This window comes from Thermodesulfatator atlanticus DSM 21156 (assembly GCF_000421585.1).
Classification (GTDB): domain Bacteria; phylum Desulfobacterota; class Thermodesulfobacteria; order Thermodesulfobacteriales; family Thermodesulfatatoraceae; genus Thermodesulfatator; species Thermodesulfatator atlanticus.
Window position 1 is genome coordinate 17,482 of the sequence record NZ_ATXH01000004.1, and the last position, 14,862, is coordinate 32,343.

11 protein-coding genes are annotated in these 14,862 nt (G+C 43.8%); 10 read left to right on the plus strand and 1 reads right to left on the minus strand.

The genetic code is table 11. The features are described 5' to 3' along the window. The first annotated feature begins 9 nt into the window (after positions 1-9). The 8 genes from H528_RS0102295 to H528_RS13925 all read left to right on the plus strand — a co-directional run bounded on the left by H528_RS0102295 (position 10) and on the right by H528_RS13925 (position 11,255). A complete protein-coding gene (locus tag H528_RS0102295) occupies positions 10-597 on the plus strand; it encodes a YfiR/HmsC family protein (RefSeq protein WP_022852734.1) in 588 nt (195 codons plus the stop codon). Continuing rightward, positions 578-2,455: a HAMP domain-containing hybrid sensor histidine kinase/response regulator gene (locus tag H528_RS0102300; protein WP_022852735.1), complete on the plus strand. Its 1,878-nt coding sequence runs from the start codon at positions 578-580 to the stop codon at positions 2,453-2,455. Before H528_RS0102295 ends, H528_RS0102300 begins: the two co-directional genes overlap by 20 nt. A 67-nt stretch (positions 2,456-2,522) precedes the next feature. Continuing rightward, a complete protein-coding gene (gene ileS / locus H528_RS0102305) occupies positions 2,523-5,372 on the plus strand; it encodes an isoleucine--tRNA ligase (protein ID WP_022852736.1) in 2,850 nt (949 codons plus the stop codon). After that, positions 5,339-5,806, plus strand: a complete 468-nt coding sequence (gene lspA / locus H528_RS0102310; RefSeq protein WP_022852737.1) for a signal peptidase II — start codon at positions 5,339-5,341, stop codon at positions 5,804-5,806. The genes ileS and lspA overlap by 34 nt, the downstream gene beginning before the upstream one ends. A gap of 30 nt (positions 5,807-5,836) precedes the next feature. Next, positions 5,837-7,711: an AAA family ATPase gene (locus tag H528_RS0102315; protein WP_022852738.1), complete on the plus strand. Its 1,875-nt coding sequence runs from the start codon at positions 5,837-5,839 to the stop codon at positions 7,709-7,711. A 93-nt stretch (positions 7,712-7,804) separates the two neighbouring features. Next, positions 7,805-8,095: a co-chaperone GroES gene (groES, locus tag H528_RS0102320; protein WP_013907992.1), complete on the plus strand. Its 291-nt coding sequence runs from the start codon at positions 7,805-7,807 to the stop codon at positions 8,093-8,095. A gap of 46 nt (positions 8,096-8,141) precedes the next feature. Beyond that, on the plus strand, positions 8,142-9,761 hold the full coding sequence (gene groL / locus H528_RS0102325) for a chaperonin GroEL (RefSeq protein ID WP_022852740.1): 1,620 nt from the start codon (positions 8,142-8,144) through the stop codon (positions 9,759-9,761). A gap of 81 nt (positions 9,762-9,842) precedes the next feature. Next, positions 9,843-11,255, plus strand: a complete 1,413-nt coding sequence (locus H528_RS13925; RefSeq protein ID WP_022852741.1) for a M48 family metallopeptidase — start codon at positions 9,843-9,845, stop codon at positions 11,253-11,255. Here the strand turns inward: H528_RS13925 and fusA are convergent. Further along, positions 11,206-13,254: an elongation factor G gene (fusA, locus tag H528_RS0102335; protein WP_022852742.1), complete on the minus strand. Its 2,049-nt coding sequence runs from the start codon at positions 13,252-13,254 to the stop codon at positions 11,206-11,208. The genes H528_RS13925 and fusA overlap by 50 nt on opposite strands. Before the next feature lie 212 nt (positions 13,255-13,466). Here fusA and H528_RS12320 point away from each other — a divergent pair, with 212 nt between their 5' ends. Together H528_RS12320 and H528_RS0102345 are read left to right on the plus strand one after the other, a co-directional pair. Continuing rightward, positions 13,467-13,907, plus strand: coding sequence for an RrF2 family transcriptional regulator (locus H528_RS12320; protein ID WP_022852743.1), 441 nt, complete (start codon positions 13,467-13,469; stop codon positions 13,905-13,907). Next, the gene (locus tag H528_RS0102345; protein ID WP_022852744.1) at positions 13,900-14,559 is read left to right on the plus strand and encodes a nitrite/sulfite reductase domain-containing protein; all 660 of its coding nucleotides are present in this window, start codon (positions 13,900-13,902) and stop codon (positions 14,557-14,559) included. Before H528_RS12320 ends, H528_RS0102345 begins: the two co-directional genes overlap by 8 nt. Positions 14,560-14,862: the final 303 nt, after the last annotated feature.

A 14,862-nucleotide genomic window follows, 5' to 3' on the forward strand; every position in this document is an offset into this window, starting at 1 on the left:
GCTAAAAAAGTGGGCGGGCGAAAATATAGTTTAATCATAATTATCTTTTTTTTAGGCGTAAAAGTCGCCTTAGCAAGCACTCTTATAACCATCGAATCCCAAAAGGCGTATTTAACCCTTTCTCTTTTAAAACGCTTTGTAAGACTGGAAGAAAACCTCAAAAACAAGAAAAAAATAAAAATATTAGTACTTGTTCCGGAAATTAAAAGTGCTTTTCAAGACCAAAATATTGTAAATGATACGGTAAGATCTTTTTTTGAAAAAAATAAAGATATTTTCGAGCCAGTCTATGTCAACAACAAAAAAGAAGTTCAGAAGATGATTAATAATAAAAAATTCGACATCTTTTATATTGCCGGATTAATAGAAGGTATTTCTGAACTAATCACTCTCGCCACCAATAAAAAAATATTCACTGTATCACATCTTCCAGAACTAGTCTCAGAAGGCGTTGCTCTTTCTCTTGATCTTGAAAGGAGAAATGCTTGCATTATAGCTAACTATAATACCTGGCAAAAAATTGGCATAAAAATACCTGCAAAAATTCTAAACAAAATAACATTCATCGACTATTCAAATGCCAAATATAACTCGTAATTATTCCCTATTTTCACTCAAACTACTTTTCATTATAGCAGTATTAATTTCACTAACTATCGCCTTAACTTCAACAATTTGGGGGACATATGTTTTACGAAAACAGCTCCTTGAAGAAAGAAAAACAACTATAGAATTATTACTAAAACATACATCTCAAGTACTTACACCGCAACTAAAATACAAAGTAGAAAAAGAAATAAAAAGAGTTTTAGAGGATCTACTGCAGTTCGATTTTATAAATGGTGCCAGAGTCACATGGCAAGAACCCCGTTTTTATAAAGATCTTAGAGAAATAGACAAAATCCTTGGTAAAAAAAATCAAAAGAAAAACCCAAAACTTGAAATTTTTGTAGGAAAGATGAAGGGAAAGATAATTTCCTATAATTTTGGCAAAAAAGAAGGTATCAATGCTAAAATAGAAGTTGCAATAGACGATACAATTCACGAAGCTATTGTTAAAAAAGCCTTAATAAATTTTACTATAGTCAGCTTAACATTAGCAATTATTTTGTGTCTCCTACTGTACCTCTACTACTACTTTGTTACTATCCCTATTCTTAACCTCGCAAGACATATAAAGCGCATAAGAGAAGAAAAAACATTAACACCATTTACAAAGAAAATCAAAGGTCCAAAAGAAATAGAAGATCTTTTAGAAGCATTCAATGAACTGGTAGAAAGCGTTAACAAATACAGAGAAAGTCTGGAAAAAGCCATCAAGCAGTGGAAAGAAGAAGCACGTAGGGCAGAAAATGCAAGCCAAGCCAAAACTAAATTTTTAGCCAATGTTTCACATGAAATCAGAACTCCTATGAGTGCAGCTTTGGGAATGGTAGAGCTACTAAAAGAAGCAGATCTCCCCGAGAAAGAACAGAAAAAACTGCTACACTTAGAAACAGCCCTTAAAAGTCTCAAAGAACTTATAGATGAAACTCTTAATTTTGCAAAACTAGAAGCAGGAAAAGAAGAACTCCACGAAGAAGTTTTTAACTTAAAAGAATTTTGCGAAGAATGTATCCAAATATTTTCCCAAGAATTGGTCCAAAAGGGCATTCAAATGGAATTAAACTTTTCCGAAAATTTGCCTCAGATAGTTAAAGGAGATCGCACTAAAATACGTCAGATCCTGATAAACCTTTTAAGTAATGCGATCAAGTTTACAGATAAAGGCAAAATTTCTCTTACAGTAGAAAAAATTCGAGAAGGAGAAAACTTTTTCTTTATTCGCTTTTGTGTAAAAGACACCGGCAAAGGCATTGCTCCGGAAAATCTAGAACGAATCTTTACCCCTTATGAACGTTTGGAAGAGACCTTTGACCGTCCCTATCTTGGGACAGGCCTTGGCTTAGCTATATCTGAACGACTGGCCAAATTGCTGGGAGGAAAACTCTGGGCTGAAAGCAAGGGACTGGGCAAAGGAGCTACCTTTTGCCTGGAAGTTCCGTTGAAAAAAGCTGCCTCTGATGAAAAAAGTATCATAGCCCCACCCAAAAAACTAAAAGGCCATGTGCTTCTTGCAGAGGATAACCCTGTTAATCAACTCTACCTCAAAAAAACTCTTCAAAAATTGGGGCTCGAAGTAAAAGTGGCTTCTGACGGTCTTGAAGCTTTGGAAATGGCTGAAAAACACGAATTCGATCTTTTAATTCTTGATATTTTAATGCCAGGGATTGATGGCCTAGAAGTGGCTAAAAAATTGCGCGAAAAAGGATTTGATAAACCTATCATCGCTTTGACTGCCCACGTAGTGGCTGAAATTGAAAGAAAGGCCCAAAGAGCCGGCTTTAATGACTTCCTTGAAAAGCCTATCACTCGCAAAGAACTTTCCCTAAAACTTGCCAAATGGCTTAGTTAACCCTTGCCAGTTTTGCGGAACGTTTCTACTATGCGAAACAAATTAAAAATCCAAAAGAGGTGCAAAAATGGGCGAAAAAGCTGACTGGAAAAACACCTTGAATTTGCCTAAGACCGATTTTCCCATGAAGGCCAACCTTGCCAAAAGAGAACCTGAATTCCTCAAAAGATGGGAAGAAATGGGGCTTTATCAGCAAAAGCTCAAAGCCCGTAAAGGGGCACCTCTTTTCATATTGCATGACGGCCCTCCGTATGCCAATGGCCATATTCACATGGGTACCGCGTTGAATAAAGTGCTTAAAGATTTCATCGTAAAATCAAAGCACATGGCAGGCTTCAACGCCCCCTACGTGCCAGGATGGGATTGTCACGGACTTCCCATTGAACTTAACGTGGAAAAAGAACTAAAAGTCAAAAGAGGCGAACTTCCCAAACTTACCATTCGTCAGCACTGCCGCGAATACGCCAAACGTTGGATTGATATTCAGCGCAGTGAATTTAAACGCCTGGGTGTAATCGGTGACTGGGAAAATCCTTACCTCACCATGAACTTTGCCTATGAGGCTACCATAGCCCGGGAATTCGTAAATTTTTTGTCCCAGGGTTCAGTCTATCGTCGTAAAAAACCTGTTTTTTGGTGCCCGCACTGTGTTACCGCCTTAGCAGAAGCCGAAGTAGAATACGAAATGCACCGTTCACCATCTATTTACGTAAAATTTCCATTAGAAGAAGACGCCCTTTTCGCCTTGCCGGAAGAACTGCGCAATAAAAAAGTTTCCGTAGTCATCTGGACCACTACCCCCTGGACGCTTCCAGCAAACCTCGCCGTAGCTTTTAACCCTGAGTTCTCTTATGTAGCCGTGGAGTTAAACGACGAAATTCTTATTTTGGCAGAAGGAAGGCTTTCTGCCCTTGCGGCGGAGCTTGGCCTTGAAAAAGTCCCTCCTATTATCGCTCGCATTGAGGCTCAAAGCCTTGAGAAGAAGCACCTTAAACATCCCTTTTTGCCCCGTAAATCACTGATCGTTCTTGCGGATTACGTGACCCTTGATGCAGGAACTGGCTGTGTACACACAGCCCCAGGCCACGGTGAAGAAGACTATGAAACCGGGCTAAAATACGGCCTTGATATCTATGCCCCTGTTGACCCAGAGGGATTTTTTGACAAAGACCTCCCTGAAATTGGCGGAGAACATATTTTCAAAGCTAACGCAAAAATAATTGAAATCCTGAAACGCGAGGAAAAACTTCTTTATTCATCCGAAATAGAACATAGCTATCCCCATTGTTGGCGTTGTAAAAAACCTGTTATCTTCCGAGCTACCGAACAATGGTTCATCTCCATGGAAGCAAACAATCTGCGCCAAAAGGCCCTTGAATGGATAGACAAGGTGCGCTGGATTCCCCACTGGGGGCGTGAGCGCATAAGAAACATGGTAGAAAAGCGGCCTGACTGGTGTCTTTCACGTCAGCGGTCCTGGGGTGTGCCCCTTACGGTTTTTATTTGCACGTCTTGTGGAGAAATTCTGCGTGACAAAAAATATTACGAAAAAGTCCTTGAGCTTTTTGAAGAATACGGTGCGGACATCTGGTTTGAAAAGGACACTTCAGAGCTACTCCCTGAGGACACCGTTTGTCCGAAATGTGGCGGAAAAGAGTTTCGCAAGGAAGAAGACATATTAGACGTCTGGTTTGACTCGGGAGTTTCCTTTGCCGCGGTGTTGGAAAAACGCGAAGAACTAAAGTTTCCTGCCGAGCTTTACCTTGAAGGCTCAGACCAGCATCGAGGCTGGTTTCAAAGCTCTTTGCTCTGTGCGGTTGGAACTCGCGGACGTGCCCCTTACGAAGCAGTGCTCACCCATGGTTTCGTGGTGGATGGCCAGGGGCGTAAGATGTCAAAATCCCTCGGAAATGTCATTCCACCAGAAAAAATCATCAAGCGTTACGGTGCAGAAATTCTAAGGCTTTGGGTGGCTGCAGAAGACTATCGCGATGATATTAGGCTTTCTGACGAAATACTTGCCAGGCTAACAGAAGCCTACCGAAAAATCCGCAACACCTGCCGTTTTATGCTGGGCAACCTTTTTGATTTTGACCCAGAAAAAGATAAAGTCCCCATAGAGGAACTTCCGGAATTTGAACGTTTTATGCTTTACCGACTCTCACGCCTGATTAAACGCGCCCGCAAAGCTTACGATGACTTTGACTTTCACATTATCTCCCATGGCATCCATCAGTTTTGTGCGGTAGATCTCTCGGCGCTTTTTATTGACATAAGCAGGGACACCCTTTATTGCGAAAGCCCTAACTCACCTGCAAGACGCGCGGCCCAAACCGTACTTTACGAAGCACTCACTGCCATCACACGCCTTATGGCCCCTATTCTTTCTTTCACGGCGGATGAAATCTGGCAATATATCCCCGGCCCCAAAGACGCCGAAAGTGTCCACTTATCCCATTTTCCAGAGCCCGTCTTAGTGGAAGCCGAGGAAGCCTTTCTCACAAAATGGGATAAGCTCATGGAAATTCGCAGCGAAATCACCAAGGCCCTTGAGATTGCCCGTAAAGAGCATAAAATCATTGGCAACTCCCTGGAAGCCGAAGTAACAGTCGCTACCGATAACCAAGAGCTTGCCCAATTTTTAAAAGAAAACCAGGACACTTTGACCTATCTGGCTATCGTGTCCCAGTTTGCTGTTGCTGACACCGTAAAAGGGCAAGGAGACGAAGTAGTTTATCAAAGCGAAGAGATGCCGCTTAAAGTGCTTGTGCGTCATGCCAGCGGAGAAAAATGTGAACGTTGCTGGAAATGGAGTGAAACCGTAGGAAAAAATGAAAGTCAGCTCAAGGTTTGTGAACGCTGCTATCAGGTGCTTGAAAAATCATGGAAAGAATTTCTAGCAAGTATTTCTTCATAGCAGCGCTTGCCGTCCTGGTAATTGACCAGGTAAGCAAGTTTTTTATGCAAGCTATACTAGCCCCGGGCGAGGTAAAGCCCATTGTCCCGGGGTTTTCTAACATGGTTTACGTGTGGAACCCTGGTATTGCCTTTGGTTTTTTTGGAAAACATCCCTCATGGGCCAAGTACCTGCTCATGGGCATAAATCTCTTCGCAGCTTTTGGGCTTTACATACTCTCGCACAAGGGCTCGAAAGCTAAGCAAATCTTTTGCGGGCTTATTGCCGGAGGCGCCCTAGGCAATCTGATAGACAGGGTCTTTCATGGAATGGTGTTTGATTTTCTGGATTTTTACCTTGGCCCTTACCATTGGCCTGCTTTTAACCTTGCTGATGCCGCTATCTCCATTGGGGTTTGCGGCCTAATCTTCCTCACGATGAAAGAAGATTTTTAACCTTTTTCCTTTTTTTTCGATGAAGATAATATGAAATTAAGTGTGAAAATTTTCCCGGAAATAAATACGGTTTTTTATGTTCTTTCTCAGGAAGAACTAGAGAAAAACGTAAAAAAGCTTCTTAAAAACATCTTTCATGCCAAAGACAAGGAACTTGACCTAAGCCCTCAAGACTTTGTAGGGCTTAATACTTTTTTTGCCAACTTGAAGAAACTACTGGGAAATTCTAGCAAGATTCTTCCTGTTTCTTTTGTATCTTCCGGGCAAAAAGGCCTTGTGCGTCCGGGTCGCGTTTATCTCTCTCAAAAGCATGCAGAAAAAATCAAAGATGTGCTAGACAAGTGGCCTTTTACGGCAAGTCTTATCCCTTGGAAAGATTTTTTTGAACTAAGGTTTCCAGAAACAAGCTATGTTGAAACTGAATTTTCCTTTAGGGACTTGCTCTTGATAGGGCCTTATAGCCCCTGCCCTTTTTGCGGCCTTAGATGGCACCCCCCTGGGAAATGTCCTGGCATAAAGGAAAAAGAGGTTTTTGAAATTATCTTTAGGTGTCTCAAACAAAGCCCCCAGACACTTTTCAAGACCCTTAATCAATATTTTCAAGAAGGCATAACGAAAGAAACCGAGGCTTTTTTTAGCAAACGCCTTTTTTATCTAAGACCTGGCTTTTTACATTTCGTATTCGCAGCCAATCCTGAAAGCTATGCCCAGATGCCTAAAAAATTTCTCCCTTCCCGAGGAGGAAATCTCTATTTGGGGCTTGAAGCCCTTTACCAGGGCAATATTTCTCAGGCCAAAAAGCGCTTTAATTCCTTTGATTTAAATCGCGATATTTTTGCCATACTTGGCCTTTTGTTTTGTAGCGCTTATGAAGGAAATATTACCGAATCCCTTTTTTACGTGGAAAAGGCAAAATCCCTTGCAAAAACGCCCTTTCTAAAGGCGTATCTCTCTTTTTGGAGAGGATGGCTCCATGAAATAGAAAACAAAGGCCTTGAGGCCGAAGAATATTACCAGGAAGCATTGCGCTTTGATCGCTTTTTCTGGCCAGCTAAATTTCATCTGGCCCGCACCCTGGTCAAGTTCTCCCCAGAAAAGGCCAAAAATCTGGTTACGGCCCTTTTCCAAGAAAACGAAGCCATACCCCTGATTCTCTCAGAAGGGGCTTTTTTCCCTTTTGCCCCTGACCTTGAAAAACAAATAACGACGATTTTTGAGGATTGCCAAAAGGAAGCCATCACCAAATTGGCCCAGGCCGAAAACAACTTGAGGCCCCTGATCAAATTTCTCCCAGAAGAAGACATTAAAGAACTAGAAGAACGTATTGCTAACCTGCGCAAAGAAATATATGAAGGCGGCTTTCTAAGTCTTATTTTAGCTGAAAAAAAAGCCCTTGAACTTTCTCTTGAACTTCAGGGCTATCTGTTCAGGCAGGCCAAAGCCCTGAGGGGCAAATATCAAAAGCTAAAACGTTCATATGATAAGCTTGAATATTTCTGGCGGACTTACCCCTATCGCCGCGAAGAATATAGCTACAAACAAAAACTAGATCTCCTGCGTGAGGAACTTGCCAAACTTTCTCACTTTCTTCAAGGCGATGTAAGCCGCAGTATTAAACCGGCTCGCAGACAAATAGAAAAAATCGAAGAAATCATTTCCGCCCTTGAAAAAGAAAAAGAAGAAATTAAGCAACGATGGCAGTTCAAAAAACAATTAAACGCCTTTCTCCGCACGTTTGTTATCTTGGAAACCCTTTTATTTCTTTTCTTTCTCTCTATCCCTGCCCTTTCAAATACCCTTGGTGATGGCTCTCCTCCTGCATTTTTTTCGTTAGAGAGTTTTATCTTCCTTTCCATGCTCATCTTATTCGTTGCAATTTTTTATGCTCTGCGTCAAAAAATTTAAAAAAGCACCCCTTGCAAAGCTAAATCCCGTGATTATATTAGCAGCCGTCAAGAGTGAGTGCTAATAAAAAATCCCAAAGGAGGGGGTATGAACATGAAGGTAAAACCGCTTCACGATCGCATTCTTGTGCAGCGCATTGAAGAAGAAGAGCGCACCAAAAGCGGCATCATCATCCCGGACACTGCCAAAGAAAAACCCATTATGGGCAAAGTCATTGCGGTAGGTGATGGTCGTATCCTTGAAAACGGCCAGAAGTTGCCTCTTAGCGTAAAAGAAGGCGATCGTATTTTGTTCGGTAAGTATGCCGGCACCGAAGTAAAGATCGAAGGCGAAGAGTATCTCATCATGCGTGAGGATGATGTTCTTGCCATCATCGAAGATTAATCAAATTCCCCACAACTAAAAAATTTGAAAAAAGGAGGTTGGGAATATGGCGGCAAAGGAAATTCTTTACGGCCAGAAAGCTCGTGAAGCTTTGCTCTCTGGCGTAAATAAACTCGCTGATGCGGTAAAAGTAACTCTCGGCCCTAAAGGGCGTAACGTTGTACTTGAAAAGGCTTTTGGTTCTCCCACCATTACCAAAGACGGTGTTACTGTTGCTAAAGAAATCGAACTTGAATGTAAGTTTGAAAACATGGGGGCCCAGATGGTAAAAGAGGTGGCCTCCAAAACCAGCGATGTTGCTGGTGACGGTACCACCACTGCTACTATCCTTGCTCAGTGTATCTTCCGTGAGGGCACCAAGCTTGTTACTGCTGGCATCAACCCCATGGCTCTTAAGCGCGGGATTGACAAGGCTGTAAACGTAGTGGTTGAAGAGCTCGAAAAGCTCGCTAAGCCTTGCAAGACCCGTCAGGAAATCGCTCAGGTAGCTACTATCTCTGCAAACAATGATCCTGAAATCGGAAACATCATTGCCGACGCTATGGACAAAGTCGGCAAAGAAGGTGTTATCACTGTTGAAGAATCCAAAAGCCTTGAGACCTACCTTGAAGTTGTTGAAGGTATGCAGTTTGACCGTGGGTACATCTCTCCCTACTTTGTAACCGATCCTGACAAAATGGAATGCGTGCTTGAGGATGCCTATATCCTCATCCACGATAAGAAGATCAGCTCCATGAAGGATCTGCTTCCCATTCTCGAACAGGTCGTTCGTTCCGGGAAGCCTCTTCTTGTAATTGCTGAAGACGTTGAAGGCGAAGCCCTTGCTACCCTTGTAGTCAACAAGATTCGCGGCGTACTTCAGTGCTGCGCGGTAAAAGCCCCCGGCTTTGGTGAACGCCGCAAAGCCATGCTTGAAGACATTGCCATCTTGACCGGTGGCCAGGTGATCTCTGAAGAGCTCGGCTTCAAGCTTGAAAACGCCACCCTTGATCAGCTTGGCCGTGCACGCAGGATCATTGTTGACAAAGAGCACACCACCATTGTGGATGGTGCTGGTTCTAAAGAGGCCATTGAGGCCCGCGTGAAACAGATCCGCGCTCAGATTGAAGAAACTACCTCTGACTATGACCGTGAAAAACTCCAGGAACGTTTGGCCAAGTTGGTGGGTGGTGTAGCGGTTATCTATGTAGGTGCTGCTACTGAAACCGAAATGAAAGAGAAAAAGGCCCGCGTGGAAGACGCCCTCAACGCTACCAAAGCTGCCGTGGAAGAAGGTATTGTTCCTGGTGGTGGTACTGCCTTCATCCGCTGCTTGCCTGCCCTTGACAAAGTAGAAGCAGATGGCGACGAACAGCACGGTGTTGATATTATCCGCCGTGCCCTTGAAGAGCCTCTCCGCCAGATTGCCTATAACGCTGGCTTTGAAGGCTCCATCATTGTGGAAAAGGTCAAGGCTGAAAGCGGTGCTGTTGGTTTTGACGCGGCCACCGGCGAATTCAAAGACTTAATGGAAGCCGGTATCATCGATCCTAAGAAGGTAAGCCGTACTGCCCTTCAGAATGCTGCTTCTGTTTCCGGCTTGCTCCTTACCACCGAAGCCATGGTGGCAGAAAAACCCAAAGAAGAAAAAGCTGGGGCCGGCGCACCTCCTGCCCCTGAATTCTAAGTAACCTAAAAGGCGGCCTGCAGGCCGCCTTTTTTATTTTCCCTATTTGGCAACTCCTGATTTGTTCTTATATTTGTATTCATGAAAAAACTAATAGCATTAAGCCTTGTTTTTTTATTCCTGTTTCAATATCCCGCCTTTGCCCTAATGAGCCACGAAGACGAAGCAAAGCTCGGGCAAAAAGTCCTGGAAACATTGCAGAAACAGGGAGTCCTATTGGATGATCCTGAAATTGTTGGCTACGTTCAGGATGTAGGAGAAAGAATCATTGCCCATATTGGTCCGCATTATTTCCCTTTCAAGTTTTACGTGGTGAAGGACCCGAGTCTTAACGCCTTTGCCGTACCTGGCGGGATGATTTTCGTAAACACCGGGCTTCTGGAAGAAATTGACCGGGAAGACGAACTAGCCGGAGTGCTTGCCCACGAACTTGCCCATGTTCAGGCGAGGCATCTTGCCAAACGCATAGAAAAACTAACAAGGCTAAACCTTGCTACGGTAGCAGTAACTATTGCAGGGCTTCTATTAGGTGGCGGGCAAGCTGGACAGGCCGTGGCTGTTACCTCATCGGCATTAGCAATGACAAAAGCCCTTTCTTATAGCCGCGCTGACGAAGAAGAAGCTGACCGACTTGGTTTTCAATACCTTACCGCGGCTGGCTATGATCCTCGTGGTTTCGTAGAAGTCTTCAACAAAATAGTAAGGCATCGTTGGCTACTTTCTAGTACTACCCCAAGCTATCTCCTAACCCACCCAGGTACTGCAGAACGAATCTCTTATCTTGAAAGCATGATCGAATATTATAAGCCGAAGGTTACCTACAAACCTGATCCTTTCCGCCTAAGACGTATTCAGGTACGCGTCAAAGTTTTGACCCATGACGCCGGAAGCCTTTTAGTGCGTTATCAAGAAGAGATACGAAAAAGCCCGAACGATCCCATGCTTCATTACGGTTTAGCCCTATCTCTTGCAAAGCTTCGGCGCTTTGACGAGGCTGCACGTGAAATGTCTTATGTTATCGAACTCTTACCTGACAAAGACGACTTCAAGCTTGACCTGGCAGAGATTTATTTTGAGGCCGGGGCATACGATAAGTGCCTTCCTATGCTTGAAAGATATACCAAGCGTTATCCCTACCGAAAAAGTGCCCTTTATCTTTTAGCTCGCTGCTATCAAGAGACCAAAGAGTATGACAAAGCCTTAGCGCTTTTCAAAAAATTAGCTAAAGACTTTGAAGACAACGCTGAGTTTCACTACTATTTCGGACAACTCTACGCCAGCCTGGGAAAACCTGGTTACGCCCATTATCAATTTTTCCTTCACTTTAAGTTAAAAGGCGAAAGAAAAGTTGCCCTTTATCATTTACAGCTGGCCTACAAGAGATTGCCTGAAAACGACCCTTTGCGCACCCAGGTTGCCCTTAAATTAAAAAACGCAGAAAAACTTACGGCTTCAGGTTCTCGCGCTCGTCAAAACGAGCAAAATGCATGGTAAAACTAGCCCTTCCCTGGGTGGCAGAACGAAGATCCGTGGAATAACCGAACATCTCTGCAAGAGGCACGTAGGCCCTTACCACCTGAACAGGTTCTCTGGCCTCTATGGCAAACACATGTCCCTGGCGCTGGTTAAGGTCGCTGATCACTTCGCCTAAGAATTCTGAAGGCACCGTGACCTCTACCTCCATGATGGGTTCAAGGAGCTTGGGCGAAGCCTCTTTTAAGGCCTTGTTAAGCGCTTTGACAAGTGCTGCTCGCGCAGCCATTTCTTGAAAACCGCCTGCAGGAAAATCAAGGTCAAGAACCATTACCTCAACATCAGTGACCGGATAACCCAGCGGGCCACTTGCCTTAAGCTGTCCTTCTATGGTTTCAATGAGAAGCTTCTTTTGCTCTTCTGAAATCTTTTCAGGCGGACAGAGAACACCTACGATATTGCCTGAGCCTCGCTTTCGCGGCCTTACCAGAATTTTTCCCCGAGCACAAAGTCTTGTTTCTCCAACAGTTTCATCGAAAGTTTCTTCTACTTCTGCTTCTTTGGTTATGGTTTCGCGATAGACAACCTGAGGTTTTCCAACAAGAAGATCAAGACCAAATTCGCGGCGCAGGCGTTCAAGGATGACCTCTATATGTAGTTCTCCCATACCTGAGATGATTCTCTGTCCGGTATCTTCGTCTATTTTTATGCGAAAGGTGGGATCCTCCTGGGCAATTTTGGCCAGGGCTTCGGCAACTTTTTCTTCTTCTGCACGGGTCTTAGGCTCAACCGCAATGGAAATAACAGGCTCATAAGCACCGATAGATTCAAGCAAAATAGGATGTTCAGGATCGCTTAAAGTGTCTCCGGTTATGGTATGCTTAAGTCCCATGGCCGCTACAATATCTCCCACACGAGCTCTTTCTAAACGCGTGCGTTTGGCAGCATGCATAAGGAAAAGGCGCGCAACTTTTTCTTTTTTGTTTTGGGTGACGTTAAGTACAGTCTTTCCTACTTCAAGGACCCCTGAATAAATGCGCAAATAGACCATCTTGCGCCCTTCAAAAAGCTGAACCTTAAAAGCAAGGGCAGCAAGAGGTTCTTTTTCATCGGGATAGCGGAGCTCTTCCTTGCCTGTTTGCGGATTTATGCCTTTTATAGGCGGAACATCAAGGGGTGAGGGCAAAAAATCTACAATCCCGTCAAGCAAAGGTTGGACTCCTTTGTTTTTTAAGGCTGAGCCACAATAAACAGGCACAACTTTAAGGGACAAAGTGGCCGTACGAACAAGGCCTTTTATTTCTTCAGTGGTAAGCGGCTCATCGGCGAGATATTTTTCCATAAGGGCTTCATCGAATTCGACAACAGTTTCGATAAGTTCTTGGCGAACTTTTGAGACCTCCTCTTTCATTTCATCCGGGACAGGATGAAATGAATACTTTTCGCCACGACTGGCTTCATCCCAGAGGATTAATTTTTCCTGCAAAACGTCAATCACACCTTTAAAGCTATCTTCGGCGCCATAAGGCAGGGTTAAAATGATAGGGTTAGCACCGAGTTTCTCGCGCATTTGCTCAATCGTTCCCCAAAAATTGGCACCTATCCGGTCCATTTTGTTGATAAATGCCATTTTAGGGATTTTAAAACGCTCGGCCTGGTGCCACACTGTTTCAGATTGAGGCTCAACGCCCCCTACCGCACAAAAAACCCCTATCGCCCCGTCAAGCACACGCAGACTTCTTTCAACTTCAATGGTAAAGTCCACGTGGCCTGGGGTGTCTATGATATGTATCTCGGCATCCCGCCAGTAACAGGTAGTACACGCTGCGGTGATGGTAATGCCGCGCTCCTGTTCTTCGGGAAGATAATCCATGGTGGCTTGGCCTTCATGGACCTCGCCAATTTTATGAATCTTTCCGGTGTAATAGAGGATGCGTTCGGTAAGGGTGGTTTTTCCAGCGTCAATATGGGCGATTATGCCAATATTTCTTATTTGTTTTATGCCAAACTTACGATTCATATTGGCATATTATGATTTTTGGGCCATCATAGCAAGATACTATCCACAAATCGTAAAAATACTACTGAGAACATTAAACACTCGACGTCGTTAAAGATCCGCTTCCATTTTCGCGAAAAAAATGTTTTGCAAAGATCTTCTTGGTATTTTTCTCTTGACAATACGAACAACAATGGTATTTAAATATTTAAATATCTTCAAGGAGGCTTTAAATGGCTAGCCATATTCTCAGGATTTCAGATGCTTTAGCGCTGGGTTTGCATGCCATGGCATACCTTGCCAAGGAACCCGGGAAACCCAAACGAGTAAAAGAAATAGCTGAAATCCTTGAAGCTTCTGAGGCCCATCTTTCAAAAGTCTTGCAAGCGCTTGCCAGGGCTGGGCTACTAAAAGCTACCCGAGGCCCTCGGGGAGGATACGTACTAAATAAAGCTCCTGAGGATATAACCTTGCTTGAAATTTACGAAATAATTAGTGGTCCCCTTGAAGACCAGCGTTGTCTTTTTCGCAAGCCCCTTTGCGATGGAAAAAGCTGCCTTTTAGGCAACCTTCTTCAAGATGTAAATCGTTTGGTACGCGAAAAATTTTCGCAAACCACTTTGATAGAAGCCCAAAAATTAGTTTTTGACAAAAAGGAGGATAAAAATGCTTAAAGACGGAGAAAAGGGAGCAGTGCTCCAAAGAGACAAAGAAACCTATGCTATCGTACCTCATGTGCCTTTAGGGGTTGTTACCCCCGAATTTCTACAAAAAATTGCCGAAATCGCAGTCAAATACAATGTAAAGGCCATGAAACTTACCAGTGCGGATCGCATAGCCTTAGTTGGCCTCAAGGAAGAAGACATCGATAAAGTCTGGGAAGAACTGGGAGTAGATCCTGGAGCTGCGGTGGGAGCCTGTGTACGCAGTATCAAAGTATGCCCTGGGACAACCTTTTGCAGGCTCGGGCAGCAAGATTCACTGGGCCTTGGCGCAGAACTCGATAAGCGCTATCACGGCTATCAACTTCCGGCTAAGTTTAAAATCGGCGTCTCTGGATGCGTAAATGACTGTGCGGAAACCTGTATCAAAGACCTTGGATTTATTGGGAAACCTAAAGGTTGGACTGTAATGGTTGGTGGATGTGGCGGAGCAAGGCCTATGCTTTATCGCAAATTGGTTGACAACGTCTCAACCGAAGAAGCCCTAGCCATTGCAGATAAAATCATCAAGTTCTATGAAGAAAATGCCAAAAAAGGCGACCGTTTAGGACGCCTTATCGAACGTGTAGGCTTTGAAGAATTTCAAAAAATCATCCTTGGGTAAAAAAGAGGGGGGTGCCCCCTCTTTTTTCAAGACACTTCCCCTAGACTGCCAAATCCTAGCAAGCCCCATTCCCCTTACATTTCCATTATCCAGAGACCTTCACAGAATTGCCGAGATCAGTGATGCAAGCAAAACTGCATGGGATCCGTTCCCATTTTCGGAATAAAAAAACAAACGGATCCTAACAACTCTTAGAAATAAGAGTTTTTATTACCAGGAGCAGAAAACTGGTGACATTTTGAAAATTGTCACTGCGAGCGAAGCGAAGCAATCTCATGGGATCCCCATTTTGCAAAAGCATAT